25 protein-coding genes are annotated in these 20,756 nt (G+C 65.1%); 13 read left to right on the top strand and 12 right to left on the bottom strand.

Annotated elements, in window-relative coordinates:
• Positions 1-46 precede the first annotated feature (46 nt).
• Positions 47-406: a hypothetical protein gene (locus HUN07_RS26010; protein WP_174907161.1), complete on the bottom strand. Its 360-nt coding sequence runs from the start codon at positions 404-406 to the stop codon at positions 47-49.
• Positions 407-410: 4 nt separating this feature from the next.
• Positions 411-749 carry a hypothetical protein gene (locus tag HUN07_RS26005; RefSeq protein WP_217487166.1) on the bottom strand — a complete coding sequence of 113 codons (339 nt, stop codon included), beginning with the start codon at positions 747-749 and terminating at the stop codon, positions 411-413.
• Between the two features lie 194 nt (positions 750-943).
• Here HUN07_RS26005 and HUN07_RS26000 point away from each other — a divergent pair, with 194 nt between their 5' ends.
• Together HUN07_RS26000 and HUN07_RS25995 are read left to right on the top strand one after the other, a co-directional pair.
• Complete coding sequence (locus HUN07_RS26000) at positions 944-1,564, top strand: TetR/AcrR family transcriptional regulator (protein ID WP_217487165.1); 621 nt, start codon at positions 944-946, stop codon at positions 1,562-1,564.
• A gap of 13 nt (positions 1,565-1,577) precedes the next feature.
• Complete coding sequence (locus HUN07_RS25995) at positions 1,578-2,261, top strand: YqeB family protein (protein ID WP_174914121.1); 684 nt, start codon at positions 1,578-1,580, stop codon at positions 2,259-2,261.
• Between the two features lie 296 nt (positions 2,262-2,557).
• On the opposite strand, the gene HUN07_RS25990 is transcribed toward HUN07_RS25995, so the two are convergent.
• Together HUN07_RS25990 and HUN07_RS27220 are read right to left on the bottom strand one after the other, a co-directional pair.
• On the bottom strand, positions 2,558-3,214 hold the full coding sequence (locus HUN07_RS25990; RefSeq protein ID WP_174914119.1) for a hypothetical protein: 657 nt from the start codon (positions 3,212-3,214) through the stop codon (positions 2,558-2,560).
• A gap of 392 nt (positions 3,215-3,606) precedes the next feature.
• On the bottom strand, positions 3,607-3,822 hold the full coding sequence (locus tag HUN07_RS27220) for a hypothetical protein (RefSeq protein ID WP_254622684.1): 216 nt from the start codon (positions 3,820-3,822) through the stop codon (positions 3,607-3,609).
• A gap of 501 nt (positions 3,823-4,323) precedes the next feature.
• Between HUN07_RS27220 and HUN07_RS25980 the strand changes: the two genes are divergently transcribed.
• Positions 4,324-4,719 carry a hypothetical protein gene (locus HUN07_RS25980; RefSeq protein WP_174914115.1) on the top strand — a complete coding sequence of 132 codons (396 nt, stop codon included), beginning with the start codon at positions 4,324-4,326 and terminating at the stop codon, positions 4,717-4,719.
• A 129-nt stretch (positions 4,720-4,848) separates the two neighbouring features.
• Here HUN07_RS25980 and HUN07_RS25975 read toward each other — a convergent pair whose 3' ends face one another.
• Positions 4,849-5,253: a MerR family transcriptional regulator gene (locus HUN07_RS25975; RefSeq protein ID WP_174914113.1), complete on the bottom strand. Its 405-nt coding sequence runs from the start codon at positions 5,251-5,253 to the stop codon at positions 4,849-4,851.
• A gap of 620 nt (positions 5,254-5,873) precedes the next feature.
• On the opposite strand from HUN07_RS25975, the gene HUN07_RS25970 reads away from it, so the two are divergent.
• Entirely contained in the window at positions 5,874-6,101 is a 228-nt protein-coding gene (locus HUN07_RS25970) for a hypothetical protein (protein WP_147283487.1), read from the top strand.
• 100 nt (positions 6,102-6,201) lie between these two features.
• Entirely contained in the window at positions 6,202-6,489 is a 288-nt protein-coding gene (locus tag HUN07_RS25965) for a MerR family transcriptional regulator (protein ID WP_368077027.1), read from the top strand.
• An 87-nt stretch (positions 6,490-6,576) separates the two neighbouring features.
• Here HUN07_RS25965 and HUN07_RS25960 read toward each other — a convergent pair whose 3' ends face one another.
• The 3 genes from HUN07_RS25960 to HUN07_RS25950 form a co-directional block, all read right to left on the bottom strand.
• Complete coding sequence (locus HUN07_RS25960; RefSeq protein ID WP_114720079.1) at positions 6,577-6,780, bottom strand: cold-shock protein; 204 nt, start codon at positions 6,778-6,780, stop codon at positions 6,577-6,579.
• Positions 6,781-7,029: 249 nt separating this feature from the next.
• Positions 7,030-7,212 carry a hypothetical protein gene (locus tag HUN07_RS25955; RefSeq protein ID WP_174914110.1) on the bottom strand — a complete coding sequence of 61 codons (183 nt, stop codon included), beginning with the start codon at positions 7,210-7,212 and terminating at the stop codon, positions 7,030-7,032.
• Positions 7,213-7,522: 310 nt separating this feature from the next.
• Positions 7,523-8,764, bottom strand: a complete 1,242-nt coding sequence (locus HUN07_RS25950; RefSeq protein WP_114720436.1) for a fatty acid desaturase family protein — start codon at positions 8,762-8,764, stop codon at positions 7,523-7,525.
• A gap of 1,134 nt (positions 8,765-9,898) precedes the next feature.
• Here HUN07_RS25950 and HUN07_RS25945 point away from each other — a divergent pair.
• A complete protein-coding gene (locus tag HUN07_RS25945) occupies positions 9,899-11,764 on the top strand; it encodes an APC family permease (protein ID WP_441346790.1) in 1,866 nt (621 codons plus the stop codon).
• A gap of 69 nt (positions 11,765-11,833) precedes the next feature.
• On the opposite strand, the gene HUN07_RS25940 is transcribed toward HUN07_RS25945, so the two are convergent.
• Both HUN07_RS25940 and HUN07_RS25935 read right to left on the bottom strand, forming a co-directional pair.
• Positions 11,834-11,986, bottom strand: coding sequence for a hypothetical protein (locus tag HUN07_RS25940; RefSeq protein ID WP_174914108.1), 153 nt, complete (start codon positions 11,984-11,986; stop codon positions 11,834-11,836).
• Positions 11,987-12,224: 238 nt separating this feature from the next.
• The gene (locus HUN07_RS25935; protein ID WP_114720075.1) at positions 12,225-12,671 is read right to left on the bottom strand and encodes a DUF4362 domain-containing protein; all 447 of its coding nucleotides are present in this window, start codon (positions 12,669-12,671) and stop codon (positions 12,225-12,227) included.
• Between the two features lie 188 nt (positions 12,672-12,859).
• Here HUN07_RS25935 and HUN07_RS25930 point away from each other — a divergent pair, with 188 nt between their 5' ends.
• Entirely contained in the window at positions 12,860-13,876 is a 1,017-nt protein-coding gene (locus HUN07_RS25930) for a methyltransferase (protein WP_217487164.1), read from the top strand.
• Between the two features lie 170 nt (positions 13,877-14,046).
• Positions 14,047-14,520 (top strand): hypothetical protein, encoded by a 474-nt coding sequence (locus HUN07_RS25925; RefSeq protein WP_174914106.1) that lies wholly within the window; start codon positions 14,047-14,049, stop codon positions 14,518-14,520.
• A gap of 96 nt (positions 14,521-14,616) precedes the next feature.
• Here HUN07_RS25925 and HUN07_RS25920 read toward each other — a convergent pair whose 3' ends face one another.
• Together HUN07_RS25920 and HUN07_RS25915 are read right to left on the bottom strand one after the other, a co-directional pair.
• Entirely contained in the window at positions 14,617-15,045 is a 429-nt protein-coding gene (locus HUN07_RS25920; RefSeq protein WP_174914104.1) for an HIT family protein, read from the bottom strand.
• A 198-nt stretch (positions 15,046-15,243) separates the two neighbouring features.
• Positions 15,244-15,660, bottom strand: coding sequence for a MarR family winged helix-turn-helix transcriptional regulator (locus HUN07_RS25915; protein WP_254622683.1), 417 nt, complete (start codon positions 15,658-15,660; stop codon positions 15,244-15,246).
• Between the two features lie 144 nt (positions 15,661-15,804).
• Here HUN07_RS25915 and HUN07_RS25910 point away from each other — a divergent pair, with 144 nt between their 5' ends.
• From HUN07_RS25910 to HUN07_RS25890, 5 genes are all read left to right on the top strand, one after another.
• Positions 15,805-16,725, top strand: a complete 921-nt coding sequence (locus tag HUN07_RS25910) for an NAD(P)/FAD-dependent oxidoreductase (RefSeq protein ID WP_174914101.1) — start codon at positions 15,805-15,807, stop codon at positions 16,723-16,725.
• 703 nt (positions 16,726-17,428) lie between these two features.
• Positions 17,429-17,962 (top strand): hypothetical protein, encoded by a 534-nt coding sequence (locus HUN07_RS25905; protein WP_174914099.1) that lies wholly within the window; start codon positions 17,429-17,431, stop codon positions 17,960-17,962.
• Between the two features lie 110 nt (positions 17,963-18,072).
• The gene (locus HUN07_RS25900; protein WP_174914097.1) at positions 18,073-18,630 is read left to right on the top strand and encodes a GtrA family protein; all 558 of its coding nucleotides are present in this window, start codon (positions 18,073-18,075) and stop codon (positions 18,628-18,630) included.
• A 170-nt stretch (positions 18,631-18,800) separates the two neighbouring features.
• Positions 18,801-19,781: a hypothetical protein gene (locus HUN07_RS25895; protein WP_174914095.1), complete on the top strand. Its 981-nt coding sequence runs from the start codon at positions 18,801-18,803 to the stop codon at positions 19,779-19,781.
• A gap of 217 nt (positions 19,782-19,998) precedes the next feature.
• Positions 19,999-20,532 (top strand): hypothetical protein, encoded by a 534-nt coding sequence (locus tag HUN07_RS25890; protein ID WP_147283484.1) that lies wholly within the window; start codon positions 19,999-20,001, stop codon positions 20,530-20,532.
• Positions 20,533-20,756: the final 224 nt, after the last annotated feature.

The raw sequence follows: 20,756 nt of genomic DNA, 5'->3' as shown, positions 1-20,756 counted from the left end.
GAGGACCGACGATCACCGGTCGGGACGCGGTATTCGATGCACGGCCTCAGACCCGCCGCACGGCGGACCGATGCTCTTGTGACTGCTGGACGGCGGCACGCAGGTGGGTGCGGCGCCGAAGGAAGTAGGTAACTGCCGCGCCCAGGATGACCAGGCCGGGACCAGAGTGCACGGCGAGGACGCCCAGCAGGTGTGGGCCGCCCCAGTCCTGCGCATAGCTCTCAGGATCGGAGTAGTCGATGATGAAGAACTCAGCGATTCCCCGAGCAATCAGGTAAATCGCCAGGAGCCCACCGACAAGCATCGCGGCCGCTCTGAGGACCCAGCGCCGGGACCGCGGCGAGACCACACACACCACTGAGCAGACCACAAGCGCGAGAAAGACGCAAATGACGGCGATGAACACGAGCTCAGTCCTTCCCAATCGGCTTGCGGTGACGGCGATAAGCGAGGACCAGCAGCCCGGCCCAGGGAGCGAGGGTGGCCGACAGCGCCAGCGCTCGGCGCGGTGTAGTGGGGGCCCACAGGATGTTGTCCGTCAGTCCGGCCTGCCGCGCGAGGTGGGTGACACTGGCGGACATCACGATCGCCACGATGACCAGCACCAGTGTCAAGCGTGCCCGCACCTGCTGGGTGGCGGCGTGGGTGACCACGTCGATCAGGGCGCGCAGGGTGAGGTCGGTGTCGTCGAGGAGTGCGCGGAACTCTTCGCCGTAGCGCTCGCGCCACGGCTTCGGGTGCAGTGCCACGAGCAGATCCCTCATGCCCATCCCAGCCGCCTCCCTCCGGTGCTCACTACGCGCGACCAACTCTCCAGGTGCGCCGCCAGCGCCTCCCGCCCGGCCGGGGTGATCTCGTACGGGCGCCGGCGATCTTCGCTGGGCAGTGCGACGATCAGCCCGCGGTCGACGAGCTTGCTCTCAGCAATCAACCCACAAATTAATTGACTGATGCGTCAATCAATTATTATTCTGGCGGCGTGGCCCGTACTACTGACCCTGCCCTCCAAGCTCAACGCCGCGCCGCAATCACCGACGCCGCGGCCGCACTGTTCGCCGAGCATGGTTTCGACGCCACCCCTGTGGCAGCAATCGCGAAGGCTGCTGGCGTCAGCTCTGCGACGGTGTTCCACTATTTCGGCGACAAACGCGGAGCGTTCCGGGCGATCTTCGAGCAGGATCTCCCGAACTCACGAGCACTCGTAGACCGCTACCGCGACGCCGACGATCCGCTCGCGGCCATTCTCGACATGGTGGCCGAACTCGTCGCCCCCTCCAGGGATCCCGCCGCAGCGGGACTCGTGGTCGAGGTAATCCGGCAGGTAGGACGCGATCCTGCCCTCGGCAAAATCCTCGACGAGGACGACGTCATCGTGAACGCGGGACTGACGCACCTGCTGGGTCGGGCGCGCGACCGGATCGACCCCGCGCTCGACCCCGTCGCAACCGCGACATGGATTCGGGCAGTCACCGATTCGGCGTTCTTGTATGCCGACCACCCCAATGCAGTGAATCCGGTCGACACCATCCGCACGATCGTTCTGCGCTACCTCACCGGACATTAGGAAGGGACAACCCATGACCGAGGCGGACAACGCAACCAGAGTGGCCATCTCCCGTGCCGTCCCCTGGATGCTTGGCATAGCCTGCACCCTCGCGGGCTTCGGGCTCGGCTTCGCTGCACCCCCGGTGTCTCGCTGGGCGGTCAACACCCTGCCCGCCGTACCCGGACCAGTCGAAATACTCGCCGAACTCAGCACCACATGGTCGGTCCCCGTCCTCACAGTCCTCGGTGTCGCTGCAGGCGTCGCGCTCGCTCTCAGCGTTCTCGGCGAATCCCTCATCGTCACTGTCGATTCCGACGGTGCACTTCTGAGTAATGACGAGGACGAACTGTATGTTCCTCGATCAAAGGTGCGCGCGGTGTTCCGCGACGGCAAGGACCTGGTCCTCATCGACTCGACGGAGCGCGAACTTGCACGACGGGGCGCCGACGACCTGAACCCCCGGGCGATCGTCGCCGCGTTCACCACACATGGCTATCCCTGGACCGACACCAATCCACATGAAGGCACGTTCACCCGCTGGATCGACGGGCACCCCGACCTCGACGAAGAGACCCACGCCCTTCTTCGCCAACGCCGAAAAGCCATATCCGACGAAGAACCCGACACCGCGGCCGACGTCCATCGTCGTCTCCAGAAACAGGGCCTCACCGTCCGGGACCGCAAAAAACACCAGGAATACCGACGCGTGACTTAGATGCCTCCATACTCGGGCAACATAAGGCGACGACCACCCGACATCTTCCCCGGAAGGCCCCCATGGACTGCCATGGTGTCCTTCCGTGTTCAGCACTCTTCGTGTCGCGCAGGCCGATCGTCAAACAGGACGCACGTTGAGGCCGCGAATCCGGGGCGTGCATGGGTGGAACCGCTACTGGTATGAGAGGCGGAGTACCGCGAGCATGCCGGCGGAGCCTTCGTCATCCGAGCTGGAAGGGACTGCGCGACAAGGCGCCCGGCGAGGTCAAAGTGCCGTGCCCGGGGCGTCCATGGTCAGCTGACGCTCGCATAGAAGGGCTCGAGTCCCGTCAGTAAATCGTCGATCAACGCGGCAACAGCGTCCACCTCGTTCAGGTGGATCACCTTCCGCGTCGTCGTCGGCTTGTCGAGCTTGTAGGTGAGTTCGGTGTAGGGATGCTTCGACATCCCCATGTAGACGCAGTACGGCCGATCTTCGATCCGGGTGTAAGTGACGTCGATGAAGAGCTTCCCATGAGTCGCCGAGAAGACCAGTTCCACGTCGTGGTGCGCAGCTTCTGTTTCAGTCAGATTGTTGACGACAACCGTCCAACTGGAGAGCCGGAGAGGAATCAGGTCCTTGTTGAGTGGGTTGAGGAACCGGGGGAGCAGGCCATAGATGGCCTCGATGTCGTGGCCGGCTGCGATCGTCGTGTGGACACTCCTGTCTTCGTCGTACATCCATCGGCCCAACGATCTCGACAGCAAAATCTGCTCGAGCGAGTAGCCGATGGCTGCGTTCTCATAGGAGAGGGAAACCGTCTCGCCGGTGATGCTGTTCACCGCGGTGAACAGCATGGTGTCATCGAACGGCACCTCCTGTGCGTTGTAGTGCTCGTCGACGAACGCATTGGAGTCGACACTCCACCCGCCGTCGACCTGGATCCCTCTTGTCCTGCTGATCTTCGTCACCGAGCTCCCTTGAGTCCGTCCCTGCGTCCGCGAGCGTAGCGGCGCCCGGCGCTCTCCACGGCTGCATCGACGGTCCCACGCCTAGGGCATGCGGCGGGCGGCCTGCTCAGCGATCGTCAAACAGGACACCCTGGCGCTGCGTCGAAAGCTCCGGTTCGGTTCTGGCCCCGGCAGCCATCGCCTCCGCCGCGGTCATCGTTCCGTTCCAGATCAACCCAGCGCCGTTCGGAAACCCGTACGGCAGCCTCGACGTTCCCTCGATCCGCTGCTGGGCCGTGGTCGGCGAACAGCCTGGGAGTGTGCCGGCGTCGGCGGTGCGGCCACGCCGGTGAGGCCCCCGCTCAACGCCTCGAGCAGCTCCAGCTACGGTCCGGGTGCGGCTGCCGAGTCGGTCAGGGGACCGTCCAGACACCGGCGCCGGGTGTGCTGACGACTATCAGGAAGAAGATCCCATCGGGCTGGGGCACCGTGGCCACGGCGACCACCGTCCCGGAACCGGTCTCGACCAGTGTGCCGTCGCGGTTGCCGAGGTATGCGACACCCGCTGCACCGGTCGAGATGTTTCGCCAGTGGACGTGGACACCGATGTACGGCCCCAAACGGGTCACTCCCGGAGTGTCAGTATCGGTAGTGGCGGTCACGTAGGTGTAGCCCGACCTCGGGAGTTCGCTCGAACCGACGCTGAGACCGAGGGCGGCGACGGGAATGGGGAAGACAGTGTCGGTCGGTGCGGCGGCGGCTGGGTGTGCCGCGAGAAGCAGTACAACGCCGGCTCCGGCGACGATGGATGCTCGGCGTAGACGGTGGCGTGGTCTCATCGACGGACCTCCCTGCCTGGTGGCCCGCTCCCGGTCACGAACACCCGGCGCCGGCCGAAGGATGCTGTCAGCCTACGTCCGCACCGGGTGACCCCGACCATGAATCACCTGGTCGAGTCCATCCGGCGTCGACGAGCGTAGCTGCAATAGCTCCGCCACCTTCGGCCGTCAGAACAGCGCCACTTATCGCTGAAAGTCACACAAGCGACCAGAGCCGACGTGTGTTCCGAAACCCGTGTCCATAACTGATGTCAAATAGGACAGCCGTAGCGAGGTGGTTGACTCACTGACATGACCGGACCGAGACGCGTCAACTTCGCCTACGTCGGCCCGCCGCCGAAGGAGTGGACCGCGCACCTGAAATGGAGCGCGAGAATTCTGCGGCTCGCCGGCGAGGAGGTTCCCGAGCAGGAGCTGCTGGCAGAACTCGACCGCGAGGATCGCGAACTACAGACTCGACGACCGGTCGGGCACCGAGTACTACCGGACTCCTCGAACCGCCGCCAATCCGACACGTACGCCCGCCGGGTGTTCTCCGCCTTCGATACCCCTACCGCCCGGCTGACCAGCGCAGCGGATTCGGCCGCCAATGCCACCGGCGCGGCCGAGGTGCGAGTTGTCGCTACCGGCGCCAGACTCGGATCAGCACCGCCATCGGTGTCACGCAGCATCACAGCTGCAGGCTAAACGCCCCCACCGACATCCGGCGCTGCCCATGCACCGAGGTTCCTCGAGCCGGTGCGGAAGAACGGTGACGTCGGTCAGAGCAATCTCCCGGATCGCCCCATCAGTACGTTCATGTGTCACCGGCCATGCTCAGTCGGTGGTATCCGCCGGGGGCTCAGCCTGGCCCGAGTGTTGTTGCGCCTGGCGGAGTTCGGTGTTGAGGCGTTGGGCTTCGGCGAGTTGGTCTTCGAGGATGATGATGCGGCAGGCGGCCTCGATCGGGGTGCCCTGGTCGATCAGTTCGCGGGCACGGGCGGCGATGCGGAGCTGGTACCGGGAGTAGCGGCGGTGGCCGCCTTCGGATCGCAGCGGGGTGATCAGTTTCGCGGTGTCGAGGCTACGGAGGAAGGCTTGGGTGACACCGAGGAGTTCGGCGGCCCGGCCCATGCTGTAGGCCGGGAAGTCCTCGTCGTCGAACTTGTCTCCAGGGCCGCTGGCGTTCGGGCTGCTGCTATCTGGGTTCGGCGGAATGTGCGTGACGCCTTTCGTATGCACGGACGTGGGCCCCGGCGCCTGTACGGCGCCGGGGCCCGAGGGGATCTACTTACCCAGACCGGCCATCAGGCCGGCATCCTTACCTGTTCCCCGCCTCGGCGGACGGGACGCGATCGTGTAACAGCTGACCGTGCACCACCTCCCAAGTGGGGATCTTCCTTCGACGTTCCGGGGCAGCGATCTCGCTACCACCCCGGATGCGGCACCCAACTCACCGGCGCCGCAGGTCCTGCAACTACCCATTCCCTGCATTTCTCCACCGAGGCGATCTAGCTGCCCGGTAGACGGCGGGACGCATCGAGTCCTTCAACAAACACATCAACACACCTTCTCGACGCGTCCCGCCCTACTCACCAGTTCTTTCCTTCATGCAGGTAGTTCGTCCTCTACCTGCCTTCTCGGATCCTTCTGTATCGACAAGAGGAACAGTACAACGGGCAATCAGGATTGTCTACAGTCGCCGCTACAGACTTTCTGTGACAGTCGTCACCCGCGCGAATGTGCAGGTCACGGCATCGAAAGCGGTTCCGGCGGTGGCGTATCCGCGGAGTCAGGGGCGGACCGCGGATATCCCGCCTCCGGTTCGCTTCGGTGAACCGCTCACTGGCAGAATGGAACCCATGCCCCTCACCCTCGATGCAGCGTTCTGGCGCCGCGTATATGCGGATCGGCAGCGCGTGCACGATGAGCGGGAACGGGTGACCCGAACAGGCAGACGCCGGCCGGCCGGGGATTACGGGGTGCGGGCGGTCCCGCTCAGTCGTGCCGCCGCGATGAACTCCGCACGAGCGGAGTTGGCCGCCGTGGCGCGGGCCGTGGAGAACCTGCACGGGGTCGTTCACCCCTGAACGACGCTTCGCCCGACAAGGTTCGGCGACGCGGCGGTGGCCCGGGTTCGGTGCACGCCTGGAGCCGGGCAGTCCCCGCGTGGGCGGTCTATCGTGTCAGGTGTCGGGTGATATCTCGGTTACCTCGGAGCTGTCCGGGGTGGGCCTGCAGACTCTGCGGCTGTACGAGCGGCGGGGCCTGATCTCGCCGGACCGCACGGTGGGGGGAACCCGCCGCTACAGCCCGAACGACCTGCGGCGCCTCGAACGGATCAGCGAGCTCGTCGGGTTGGGGGTCAACCTCACCGGCATCGCCCGCATCCTCGAACTCGAAGACACCCGCGCACGTCTGATCGAGGAAAACGCGCTCCTCGCGAATTCGGCTGCGCAGCTGGAGTTTTCCCGATAACGCGAAACACGTCGGGCCCCGCCCCCTGCATAGGGGGGCGGGGCCCGACGCTGCCTCACATCCCCGCGAGGGGGAAAGCGGGGTGGATCAGATTACGGTGATGCCGGTCGCCTGGGGGCCCTTGGCGCCCTGGCCGATATCGAACCGCACCTGCTGGTTCTCTTCGAGGTTGCGGAACCCGCCGCTCTGAATCTCCGAGTAGTGCGCGAAGACGTCAGCGGAACCGTCCGAAGGTGCGATGAAGCCGAACCCCTTCTCGGAGTTGAACCACTTCACGGTGCCCTCTGCCATGTATTTCTCCTCTTGTCATGCTCAACAGCTCTACCGAAAATGGGTAGGGCTGGGCCGGTATCACACGACGGCGATTCCTGAACAGGAGATCCATCCGCCCGCAACAAGGATTTGCGAGCGTGGCAAAACGCGAACAAAAACTACGACCAAACACAGTCAACCACACATTCGACGGGAAGTCCCGCATTCGGCCGGAACGCCGCTATGGTCGGACGCGATAGAGATGACGAAAAGTGTTGCCGCAGAAGACTATCGGGCGCTGAAGAGTGCGCGATGGATCTCCTCGCTGCTTCTCGACACCGGGCGAGAAGCAGTGGTGGCGATACTGGTGAGCTTTTCGGTGGTCGTGTGGTTCGCGCCGCTATCGCCCTCCGCTTCGGCCCGCGGATCGTAGAAAAGTCGTCCGTTGACCGGATCATGCTTGCTGTTCACGGCGTGTCCCTTTTATCTGTTGGTATCGCACGAAAGCGGCGGGCGCCCGGTCGACCGGGCGCACCTCCGCGCGAGGATATCGATGGCCCCGCCGCCGACGCAGGTATACGCCGCGGCTGACTCGTGTGCTCGATCACCACTGTCTGGGGTGTGAAGAGGTCGGCGCGGGAACAAGCAAGTCTCCGGGCGCCTTCCCCCACTGTACGGCTCGCCCGAAGAACCGGCAGCCGGCCACGAACTTCTGTCCTCCGCGCCACCTCGGAAGGAGGCCGGGATCCTCGCCGGACCTGCCGGCGCTTCCCGGCCCCCATCACTTCCCGCGGGTGAACCTGCGTGCTTTTACGCGGGCCTCGGCGTGCGCCCGCAGCGCCGAGGCCAGCCCGCGGCGGCGCCCGGTGTCGGCGTCGATCCGCGAACCGGTGGCGTGGAACTTGTGCTCCGACGACGTCTCGGGGGCATCGTCGGAGGTCCGTGTGAGGAACCGGTCCGGCAGTGCGAGCTTGTGGATCGTGCGTAGCGCCAGCAGGTACTGCCGGGTCAGTGGACCGGTGGTGTAGGGCAGGTCGTATTTGGCGCACAGCGCGCGCACCCGCACCGCGATCTCGGGGTACCGGTTGGACGGCAGGTCGGGGAACAGGTGGTGCTCGATCTGGTAGCTGAGGTTTCCGGTCAAAAATCCCATGATCGGGCCGGCGTCGATGTTCGCGCTGCCGAGCATCTGTCGCAGGTACCACTGGGCGCGGGTCTCGTTCTCGAACTGCTCGGCGGTGAACTTCTCGGCACCGTCCGGGAAGTGTCCGCAGAAGATCACCGCGTACGCCCACAGATTGCGGACCAGGTTCGCCGTCGCGTTCGCTGCCAGCGTGTGCTTCCACGCCCGGCCCGACAGCGCCGGGAACAGCACGAAGTCCTTACCGACCTGACGTGCGATCTTGACTGCGAACTGCTTGTGGGGCCCCGAGTTCCACCGCATCGGGTCGACGCCCTCGCGCTTTTGCTGCGCCTCGAGGTCGTGCAGCGCGATGCCCCACTCGAACGTCGCCGCCAAGATCACGTTCGCGATCGGCTGCAGCAGGTTGATCGGCCGCCACTTCTCGTCCCGGGTCATCCGCAGGATGCCGAATCCCACGTCGTCGTCCATCCCGACGATGTTGGTGTAGGTGTGGTGCGCGTAGTTGTGGGCGCGCTTCCAGTGCTCGGACGGCCCGGTCTGGTCCCACTCCCATGTCGTGGAGTGGATCTCCGGATCGTTCATCCAGTCCCACTGGCCGTGCATCACGTTGTGCCCGAGCTCCATGTTCTCGATGATCTTCGCCAGCGAGAGCATCGCCGTGCCGAGAACCCACGCGGGCTTGCGTCGGCTGCCGAAGAGCACTGCGCGCCCGCCGAGTTCGAGGGAGCGTTGCAGGCGGATGACCCGCCGGATGTAGCGGGCATCGCGTAGGCCCCGGGACTCTTCGACGTCGCGACGGATCGCATCCAACTCGCGTCCGAGGGCGTCGACGTCGGCGTCGGTGAGATGAGCGAACTCGTTGATGTTGGTGATGGCCACCCAGGGGTCCTCCATTGGGGTAGATCGATTCACCCGGCGTCGACTGTCGACGCAGGTCACTGAGTACAAGGATATGAGAAATCGGGCCTCGACTGCGGTGCGACCGAACCGACGTCACACCAAGCGGCACGCACCCGAGTCACACCCCAGAACGCAGCACCGGCAGCAGAAAGACACGGCCCGGATGCGCTCGCTCCTCGACGGGCTCTGTTCCGCCGCCCCCGGATCGCCCGGCATGGCCGGAAAGCGAGCGAATCACCTGCCGCTGACAGATCCCCCGCGGCTGCCGAACCGCATCCGAACACCCGCGGTCAGCGAGGTCGGGCGCGGAGTAGAGCCGGAACGTTGCTGCGGGTGCGAACCCATTCTTGGATGCCGGGGTCGATCCAACCGAGCGGCTCGAGCACCTGGACTGCTGCACGGATAGGTGAAAGCGCTCATCGGCACTGGCGACGGTGACCTGAGTTTGCGGAGCGTCCGCGGGATCCGACGACCACGGCGGCGGCGTCGTGAGCGTTCGAGATCGCGGCAAGCTGTGGCGCCACCATCTCGGTAGGGCCAGTCGCCTGACCCCACCGTTCGGCCAGGATCCGCACGATCTCGTTCTCCAAGCCGCCTCTGCGCGGGGGCCATCCTTCTGCCCTCGCAGAATGCTCGAATACACGGCCGATCTGCGCATCGAGTTGCTTCGAGCCGAGGCTCGCCTCGATCCCCAGGCCCAGGTTTGGACGGAGCCGCTCATGCACGCGACAGCGAACGCATTGGGCGCGGTGGCGTATGGATACCGCCAAGAATGCGTCCGGGCTCTTCGTCGACCGCCGCTGTCCGCCGAAGCTTGGTCTTGTCCATTTCGCTTGTCTCGTGCGGGAGCCATGCCGTGAGTGAGTCACTCGCTTCGATCCTGGTGGTCGTGTCGTTCTTGTTGATTGCCCTGATATTCCGCCGCGCCAATGCGCGCTGGGATGGCTGCGACCGGGCAGTGGTCACTCGCACGGCGCCCGTAGCAATCGGGAGCGCTGACGCGACCCCGGTAGACCGTTTCGGTTCGCAGCGCGGTGATGTGGCGGCCAAGGAACACGCCAGTGACCGGGCGCCGTTGTCCCGACGCCGGTCCGGGGGTGTCCGGTGAGGCCCGTGTTTGTGCAGGATCGCCGAGTTCACGCGGGTCGCACCAGGGCAGGCGGACTCCGTACGGGTACCGCGGATGGTGGCGAGGGCAAGCGCAAGCTGTCCGTCGCTACGGGTCTGGCCGGCCTGTCTCTCGACGCGATGGCATCGGTGTCGTACGGCCCCGAGGCGATTGTCCTGGTTCTGGCTGCTGCGGGCGGTGTCGGGCTCGGTTTCACACTTCCTGTGACCGCGGCGATTGCAGTGCTTCTTGCCGTGTTGGTGGCGTCCTATCGGCAAGTCATCGCCGCGTTTCCCGCCGGGGGTGGCGCGTATGCCGTCGCGCGCCGCCGCCTCGGTGACAGAGCTGCGCTGACGGCCGCCGCGTCGTTGATCGTCGACTACGTACTCAATGTCGCGGTGTCGATCGCCGCGGGAGTCGCCGCGCTCACGTCGGCGTTCCCGGGTCTTGCGCCCCACACGCTGTGGATCGTCCTGGCGATTCTCGCCGGTATCACCGCATTGAACCTGCGGGGCATCGCGGACTCCGCGCGCACGTTCATGGCCCCGACCATCGTGTTCGTCGCCGGTATCTTCACCGTGATCATCGTGGGGTTGTGGCGGTCCGAACCGGCGAGCGTTCTGAGTCAGGAGCAGTTGGTGCTGCAGTCTCAGACCATTGGTGTGCTTCTGCTGCTGAAGGCGTTCTCAAGTGGGTGTGCTGCGCTGACAGGGGTCGAGGCGATCGCCAACGCGGTCCCCAGCTTCCGTAGACCTCGGGTCGCCAACGCGCAGCGGGCCGAGGTCACTCTGGGGGTGCTCCTTGGGGTGATGCTGCTGGGCCTAGCGGTGCTCATCGAGAAGTTCTCCATCGTCCCGGTGACGAACGCGACTGTCCTCTCGCAAGTGACTGCTGCCGCGCTCGGGAACGGTGTCGGCTTCTACGTCGTCCAGTTTGCGACCGTGATACTGCTGGCGCTGGCCGCGAACACGTCCTACGGTGGCCTGCCGACGCTGATGCGAATTTTGGCTGACGACAACGCTTTACCGCACCGGTTCTCCCGTCGAAACCAACGCGACGTGTACGGGTATGGCGTCGTCGCACTCGGGATCGCAGCTGGACTGCTCCTGATCGGGTCCGGCGGCAACATGAACGCCCTCGTCCCGCTGTTCGCGATCGGGGTGTTCGTCGGCTTCACAATCGCTCAAGCCGGCATGGTTCGGCACTGGCGAGAGGTTCGCAGCACAGGGTGGGCGTGGCGAGCCACGCTCAACGCGGTCGGCGCCGTCTTGACCGGGACCGCGGCGCTTGTCACTGCGGGGATGAAGTTCACCGAGGGGGCGTGGCTGATCGTTCTCGCGCTGCCCCTGCTGGTGGCCGGCATGGAACGCGTACGTGCCGCCTACAGTCACATCAGCGAACAACTCACCACCGCTTCGGTGCAGACCATGCCACAGTCGGCCCCCGCCGACCGTGCCACCGTGCTGGTGCCGGTCTCGGGTGTCAACGAGTTGACACGACGGGCGCTGTCGGTGGCTTCCGCCATGACTGCCGAGCCCGTGGCTATCCACGTGTGCTCCCGACCGCAGGCGGTACAGGAACTGCAACGAGCATGGCAGAAGCGTTATCCAGATGTGCGATTGATTCTGATCGAGGAGATTGGCCACTCCGTAGGAGGATCACTCGCCCACTACATCCACAGACACCTGTCGGGTCGCCGGCCTACCTTCGTGGTGATCGCCACCATCGATCCCGCCACGACGTGGCACCAGTTTCTTCCCTCGCACCGAGCCGACGAGATCGCACATCGGTTGCGGAAGGACACCGACGCCGTCGTCTGTCGGATCACTTTCCACGTCGCGCCAATCCACAACCCGGCGCTGCGCGCATGACTCCGGCCTTCACATCGTTCGATCCGGGCACTGTAGATGTCGCGGTGGCGCGAGAGAGGACCGCTCCACTCACACAGCGTCGCGGTACAGGCGCCAGAACCAGAAGACCGCGCCGAACAGGCACAGCGACCCGGATCCGTACGCGCCAACCAGCAGGAGCATCGTTCCCACCGACACCAGCGCTGCAACGCAGGCAACCTGCACTGCTATCCGGGTCGGCACGGTCTCCACGCTGCCGGACAACTCCGGTAGAGACAACAGTAATGACCGACCGGGACACGAATACCGCACGGCCAGGCGCTTTCCGGTTTGGGTGCGATAACTACACTTATCGGCGCCCACCCATGCGGAACCATCAGTGACCGTGCCCGATCTCGAACTGCCCATCCTCGACGGTGGTTGCGGACCAGAACTTCACCGTGCGACATCACGGGGGCCCACATCTTCCGCACCGTGGTGCTCAGTACCTGGACATGCAGTCGCGCAGCAGGTCAGGTGAGAGTTCGGCGATTGTGCAGGTGATTCTGCGCCAGCCAGGCCCGCCTCCGAACTTGTCCTGAGACGAGTCGACCAGCACCTCGACGTCATTCGTGCCGGGCGCGGTACGCAGGTAGTACACGATGGGGTCGCCCTCGGTCGTATACGAAGTGAGCGCGAACTCGCCGCCACTGCGTTCTCTGCCTCCCGACAGGCAATCGATCACCGCCGGGGTGAATGGCTCCTGCGACTCGGTCCCCGGGCGCGGCGCCGCGGCGCCGCAACCCGGCAGTGCGGAGCGCCAGATGATTTCGGCCGGCGTCGGCGTGGACGGACGCTCTTGGCTGAAGTAGACAAGCGCGGCGACGGTGGCGAGAAGAATGGCGAAGGGGACACACCGCATCGCTACCTGCGTCTTCCCCGCCCTCATGACGACAGATTAGATGCAGCATCGACGCCTAGGCACTCGGCGCCCGCCACTTGCGTCTGAAGAATCACCGCCATCTATCCCTGAAGGTCACACTCCATTCCGCAGCTCTCGAACAAGTGTCCCGTTCGGCGATCGTCAAACAGGACACTTCTCACTGGGAGGTGCGCCGGCATGAGTAGGTTTGTGCCGTGGACAAACCAGCGGCAACACCGTCGATCATGGCGCTGGCTGATCTGGCCACACCCATGGCGATCCGAGTAGCGGCGACCCTGAGCCTGGTCGAACACGCAGGCACCGAGGGGTCAACGGCAGAGCAACTCGCCACTGCAACCGGAACGGAGACACAGGCACTGCGCCGCCTGCTCGACCACCTGGTCACGATCGGCGTCTTCGGTCTCGATGCCGAGCCCGCCCGTTACCGGCCCACGCGCCTCGGTGCCCAGATGAGCGAGGACGCCCCGGAAGGGGTCAAACCCCTGCTCGACATCACCTGCGCAGGCGGTCGCGCCGAACTCGCCTTCGTCGATCTTCTCGAAACGGTCACCACAGGCGCACCCTCCTATCCGCACCGGTACGGCCACGACTTCTGGGCGGATCTCGACGCCGAGCCGAAACTGCGGAGCACCTTCGACGCCCAGATGAACTGGCGGTTCCGCGAACAGGCACCGCAGATCGCGAAGAGCTTGAACTGGAGCCGCTTTCCCGACATCGTCGACGTCGGCGGCGGAGACGGGCAGCTACTCAGCGAAATTCTGCACGCCCATCCCGGGGTCAAGGGCCGGGTCCTGGACCTGGCGCCCACGGCGACCGCGGCCGCCGAACGGTTCGCTGCCGGCGGACTCGGGGATCGGGCGAGCGCCATTTCCGGCAGCTTCTTCGACCCGTTGCCCGCGGGAGCGGGCGCCTACCTGCTCTCCGACATCCTCCACGACTGGGACGACGAGCACGCCCGGAAGATCCTGACCGAGTGCAGGCGGGCGGCAACCCCGAGCGGCTCAGTGGTGGTTGTCGAGCCGGTACGAGGGCACGGCGTTGGCACAGGCATGGACCTGTTCATGCTGATGTGTTTCGGAGGCAAGGAGAGGACGGTCGACGAGCTGATCGAGCTTGCCGCCCACTGTGGACTCGAGTTCCACACCTCGGTCCCAGTGTCGGACGGACGTATCGCGGTGGAGTTCAGCGTCGCGTACCAAACCGACGGATGAACCGCCGTGGGTTCGCTGGATCTCCCGACCCGGCAGAGTGTCCTGATCGGCGATCGACAGGACACGTGGCGGGGCGGGGAGCCCGCGTACAGGAATTTCCCGCTGGCCGGATCCGAGCCCGGGAAGCGAACGGCGCGTTGTAAGCGTGGTGCCACACATAGGGTGTCGAGGTGTCCAACAAGAACGCGAAGGGGCCGCGACAGGTCGAGCTCATCGGTCCCGCCGGCGGGGTGATGACGTATTCGATCGCGGGTGGTCTCATCCTGGCCGGGCCGATTGCCGGGTGGGCCGACGGTTCGCTGGCGACCGGCTTGTGGTGGGGAGTCTTCACCCTCCCGATCGGAATCGGGCTTGCAGTCAGTACTTACGGGTGGCGTTGGGACGAAAAGCGATTCCGGGCCGCTGGGATCGCGGCGACGGCGGAGATCCTCGCCGTCAACCGGATCCGGGGCAGCGACGAGGGCCAGGACATCGCCGAACTGACGGTCCGTATCAGTGGCCCGGGTTTTGACACGTTCGACGCGGGCTGTGAGGTGCCCACAGGTAGCGTGCGACCGCAGGTCGGTGACCGGCGCACGGTGATGGTGGAACCGTCCGACCTCACCTTCGCCATCGGCTATGACCACCTTTTCCAGCAGGACTAGCACCAATCGCCCTGACCAATGATCGTCAAACAGGACACCCTTGTGCGGCGCCGTCGGGGATTTCGTACCGAGAAGGACCGCCCGAGCTTCAGCCCCTCAATCCAGGGCGGGCGAAAGTTGATCAGCCAATGCGGTGATCGTGTCCGCATAGCCCGAGACCCCCGGTTGCCAAGGCAGGACCAGTCGATCCTTCGCTTTGTCGACATACCGCGGCACCACATGCAGGTGGAAGTGGAACACGGTTTGCCATGCATCCGCGCCGCAGCAGTTCAGAAGATTCACCCCGTCGGCGCCCAGCTCCTTGATGGCCGTCTTGGCGATTCGTTGGGCGGTCAGGGTGACGGCAGTCAGATCATCGGCGGGAATCTCCAACAGATCCTTGCTGTGCCGCTTGGGAACAACTAGCAGGTGGCCGTCGGAAGCCGGGTTGATGTCCATGAAGGCGTAGGTCATGTCATCCTCGAACACCTTCGCGTGGGGGACCTTGCCGGCAACGATTTCGCAGAACACGCACTGATCGCTCATGGTGGGCGACGCTATCGCAGTGCAGACGCGGCGCTGCGCACCGAAGTTGGAGGCTACGCGCCGAACCGCAGGCTAGGGCGCTGATTCGTGCCGTAGAGCGATCGCCTTACAGGACAGGACAGATCGTCCAGTCATAGCGACCCGGAATTCGAAACGGCGATCGCACACGGCTTGGGGCCGGCGCGCCCAACCGGATCACTACTCCGGCGGTGCCACGGCGTCAGCGAGGTGTCGGAGCGATCGGCTGACGGATTCGCGGTCGCCACCGAGATTGGCGAGCATATCGGCGTGGACCTTGAGCTCGCGTGGGAACACTTCGTCGATCAGTGCTTGTCCGGCATCGGTCAGGTCGATGACGGCGCTGCGGCGGTCCGCTGGGTTCGGCCTACGAGCGACCAAACCGCGGCCTTCGAGCGACGCGAGCGCCTTGGCCACGCCCGCGCGGGTCATCCCGAGCAGCTCGGCGAGCCGGATAGCTGACAACCCATCTGTCGGGTATCGCAGCGGGACAAGCAGTTCCACCTCGGTCGCGGTCACCCCCGCCTCGTCGTAGATCTGTTCGACCGACGTGCGCAACGCCGCCGCGATGCGGTGCACTTGGCCGACGACGGCCATCGGTGACGTGTCTAGGTCCGGGCGCGCACCACGCCACGCCTGCTCGGTTCGATCGCGGAGCGAATCGCCCATCAACCCTCCATTGTTAACTAGTTGACAATTATTCTAGCGTGCCAGCAGGATCGAAGAGTGAAGGGGGCATTCATGTATGACGCGATCGTGATCGGCGGCGGGCCCGCCGGGGCAAGCGCAGCGACACTGCTCGGGCGTGCGCTGCGACACGTGCTGGTGATCGACGCGGGCGCAACGCGCAACGCGCCCGCTAACCACCTGCACGGCTACCTCGGCCTGGACGGGCTGGCACCGACCGAACTCAACACGCGCGGCCGCGACGAAGCTCAACGCTACGGCTGCGAATGGGTTCAGGGGAAGGTCGCTTCCGTCCAGGAACGCAACGGCTGCGGCTTTACCGTGCGGGATAGCGGCGGCAGAGGGCACCACGCCCGCTCGGTGATCGTCGCGACGGGACTGCGCGACGTACTGCCCTCAATCCCAGGAATCGACGAACTGTGGGGGAATCGTGTCATTCACTGCCCGTACTGCCACGGGTACGAGGTGCGGAACAGCAGGTTAGGCGTGGTCGGCGGGGAGAATCGCGCGTTCACGTTGCATCAGGCGGCACTCGTCCGGCTGTGGTCTGACGACGTCGCGATCTTCCCGAACACCATCGAGCTTTCGGAGGACGAGCGGCGTCGCTTGACGAGCTGGGGCGTCCGGATCGTCGACGGCCGTGTGCGGCAGGTACGGGAGGATCAATCGGAGCTGACGATCGAACTCGCAAACGGCGAGCACGTATCCAGGTCCACGGTTTTCGTCGGTCCGACGTTCGTTCCGAATGATGCCCTACTCGGCGACCTGGGATGTGTGAGGACCGATGACGGCTGGATCGCGGCGGACGAGACCGGTGCGACATCGGTCGCCGGCGTCTGGGCCGCAGGGAACGTCGCCGATTCCCCCGCACAGATCATTCACGCTGCCGCACAAGGGGCTCGGGCCGGCATCGCGGTAAACCACTACCTGCTCGACCAGGACATCCGGTCACTCGACCATACGAGCGGCCACTGAGGGATGGCCGCGCCGGAGACACATGTTGGAACGAGGCCGCGGTCACCGCGCCTGTCGCCGACAACGAAGCCCTTGGATATGACAACACCCTGCAGCGCATCGCCGATAAGGTGTCGGCACGATGAGCCAGCAACATGGAGAGGATCGGTCGCCCATGACGACTGCTGAGTCAGCCGAGAGGCGCGTTCTCGCCGCTATAGGCATTGGACGAATCCTCTGGGGCGCCACGACCGCACTCGCCCCGCGCTCCGTCCACCAGGCACTCGGGGTCGAATATCCCGGCCCCGACCAAGGGATCTGGATCAAAGCGTTCGGAATCCGCGACATCATTCTGGGCGCCGCTGCACTACATCCTGACAACACGGTCCGACGTGCGACGCTGCAAGCTGGCATCGTGATGGACGTCTTCGACGCGGGCGTGGTGGCTGTGGCGGCCCGCCGAGGACTCCCACGGCGGGCCGCAATAGTCGGAATGCTGTTCGCAGGCGGAACAGCCACTATCGCAAGTGCCTGACCGTTGATCCTCACAAAGCTCGGCCGGCCAGCGGCGCCGTGACGATAGAGGCGATAGTCGGAGCCCCTCGTGCTGAAGCTGATCGCTTCAGTGAGCCTGCGCCGTTGGTGTGGCGGGGCTCCAGGCGCAAGACGGCCTGCGATGTGCCCGGAGTCCCCCACCCCAGCCTCCGGGACAACTCGCCCCGCGGTGGAGAACGGCAACGTCTACGTCACCGACACCTTCAATAACCGGGTACTCGAGCTCGCAGCCGGCCGATCGGCCCCGACGACGCTGCCGTTCGGCACCCCGAACAACCCGTCGCTCATCGCAGTCGAGAACGGCAACGTCTACATCAGTGATCTCGACCGCCGCCAGGTCTTCAAGCTCGCCGCTGGCACGGCCACACTGACCACGCTTCCCTTCAGGGCTGACGCGATGATCGGCGGGATTGCCGTGCACAACGGCGATCTGTTCGTCACCGACGAATCCAACTCGTACACGCCCGAGTTCGGGTCATTCGGGCCGACACCGCCCGGCGGAACTGTCCGCAAGATCCCCGGCGGCACGGAGTCCTCCACTGTGGTGCCCTTCCGAGGATTCCAAGGACTCGCGGGGATCGCGGTCAATGGTGGCAAGGTCTATATCACCGACCAGAAGAACAAGCGTGTTCTCGCGCTTCCTGTCGACACTCCTGCGGCCGGCCTTAATACAGGGAGCATCGGAGTCCCCTTCGGCAGCTGATTAGCCCGGCTGGGAGGATCCCGAGCGGCACCCGCTCGCGGACCTCGGTTCAGCTTTCTTGTGGAAGCTCACTCGTTGCATCGACTACCGCGAAAGGTGACCTCCTGCTGATGCAATTTTCGGAACGGATTATCGAGCACCTCCCAGATCGTTGGGTCGCGCGATTGCTCAAACGCGCGGAAATACTCAAGTTCCTCGTCGTCGGCGCCATCACGTTCGTGACGACAGTGGTGTTGTTCTTCGGCCTGAAGTGGACGGTGCTCACCGACAAGCCCGTCACCGCCAACGTGCTCGCGGTCCTCGTCGCCACGATCCTGTCGTACGTCCTGAACCGAGAATGGTCCTTCGCCGAGCGCGCACGCCGCCCGCGACATCACGAGGCCGCCCTGTACTTCACCGTGGCCGGAATCGGCGTCGCAATCAACCAGATCCCGCTCGGGATTGCGAGATACGTCTTCGACCTGAGAGTGCCCCACGTGTCGCTCGTCGTCGATAATATCTCCGACTTCGTCAGCGGCTCCATCATCGGAACACTCATGGCGACAGCCTTCCGGTGGTGGGCAATGCGCCGCTTCGTCTTTCCCCACCAGAGCCCCACCGAACAAGCACCGGGAGACGGAATCGCACAACCAGCGGAACGCATCGGCGGGGGCGGCGGAACGGAATGACAGTGGGCTGGCCACGGTGTCCAGCGGTCAACCACAGCCGCTGAGCCCGCCTCGACCGGTCAAGGGTCGGTAACAATCAACGACCGCACAACGACATTGGCGATGTGCAGGTCGCTCATACGGTTAGCGTCACGCACTCCAGGGGTGGTCCATTCGACCGAGGGGGAAGCATGGCTGATGTGAAGAAGTGTGCCGTCGGCGTCGCAGCCGCGGTGGTCATCGCGGGGATGGGATCGGCTCCGGCAGCGGCGGATCCACTCGCCGATGCCGGCGTGGCCGTTCAGTCCTTCCTGCTCGACATCGGGGTACCGGTACCGGGGCAGACGGCATTCGCGTTTCCGACGGCCAACTACCTCGTCGGCGTCGCCACCGAGAACGGTGCCGTCTACGTGGCGAACAACAGTGACACCGCCAAGGAAGTTCTCGTGCTTCCCGCCGGCGCCTCCACACCATCCGTTCTGCCGCTCGGCGAGCTCACCGACGTTCGGGCCGTCGCAGTCGAGAACGGGAACGTGTACGTCCTCGACCAGGGCCGGGTCCTCCTCCTTGCCGCCGGACAGTCGACGCCGACGGTTCTACCGTTCGCCGGGTTGCACCAGCCGCTGGGCATCGCGGTCGAGGACGGCAACGTCTACGTCGCAGACACGTTCAACCAGCGAGTCCTCGAACTGCCCGCGGGGGCGTCGACCCCGACCGAGCTACCGTTTCGCGGCCTCGACGGCGGGCCGGTCCAGATCGCGGTCGATGGCGGCGACGTCTACGCCAGCGACATGTACTCGAAGAGACTGTTCACGCTTCCGGCCGGAGCCCTGGAATCGACCGTCCTCCCGTACGGCGCTGAGAGCACGTTCACCGGTCTGACCGTCCGCGACGGTGACGTGTACTACGTCGACGAGTCGAATACGTACGAAGGCGGTTTCGGCTCTCTCGGCAAGCCCGGACCGGGCGGAACGGTCCGCAAAGTTCCCGCTGGCACCTCGACCCCAGTAACCCTGCCGTTCAGCGGCTTCCGTGGACTGAGCGGCATCGACCTCGACGGCGACCGCGTCTACATCGCCGACTCGGGACACAGGCAGATTCTGTCCCTGCCCGTGAACGCCACCGCGCCCCAGCCCGGGACCGGCAGCATCACCCTCCCGTTCGGAAGCTGACAACGGGGGACCTTCCTCGTCCAGGCCGTGAAGAGGGTCTTTGTCGTGTACGCCAGTCGTCAACAGGACTCATCCGCAGAATCCGGTACGGCCCTCCTTCGGTAGAGGGTCAGTAATGAAGTCAGGCGACGTGACGAGACATCAGAGGGAGGAGCGGGGAGGGGCGCTAGCGTCTCCCGCGGCCACCCAACGCCACAACACATGGGGGGAGATCATCATGAAGGCACGTGGATTGAGGCAGTTGCTCGCCGCGGCAGCCATTTCCGCAGCGGCGGTCGTGGGTGGGGCCGTGCCTGCAGCAGCCACACCGAACGCAGATCTGCTGGCGCCGATCACCTCTGCAGCAGCCAGCCTCGCCTCCGGCGACAGCGCCGCCCCACAAGGAATGACCACTCAGACACTGGTCGCTGCCCGCAACGCGGGATTCCCGATCTACGAGGCCATTCAAGAGGTGGCCGTCTACGCATCGAAGATGGGCACGACATACGCGACCGAGTACCGGCGCGTCTATGAAATCGACGCTCTGAACTCGCCGACAACGAAGTTCGTCGGGGTCGGCGCCACAGCGCCAGACCGCTTCGCCGTCGTCCACCAGGATGCGGAACCAATCGTGGTCAACGTGCGCCCACCTGCAACCCCACAGCCCTACCAAAGACTCACCTACGACGCGACGCCGCAAACGTGGTGGAACAGCCCGCTCGTCCGGCTTGCGAACGGCGGCCCCAGCGTCGGCATCGCACTCGTCCGCTAGCGGCCCTCCGTGCTGAACCACCCCGGTCGAGCTTATCGACCGGGGCGCTCTGGTGCTGGTCAGCTGAGGACTGACCTGTGATGTCGCACGGCCGGTGCGGAGTGTTCGTGTTTGCGCGAGGTGACGATGTGGATGGCGGAGTTGAGCGCGTCGGTTCGAGCGCGCGCCGCCACGCCATAGCCGGAAGCCGATGTTTGCGCCGATCGCAGGGCTGCCGGAGACCC

Source organism: Rhodococcus sp. W8901 (assembly GCF_013348805.1).
Taxonomy (GTDB): domain Bacteria; phylum Actinomycetota; class Actinomycetes; order Mycobacteriales; family Mycobacteriaceae; genus Prescottella.
The sequence above is the reverse complement of the archived record's forward strand: the minus strand, read 5'-3'. Positions and strand labels throughout refer to the sequence as shown.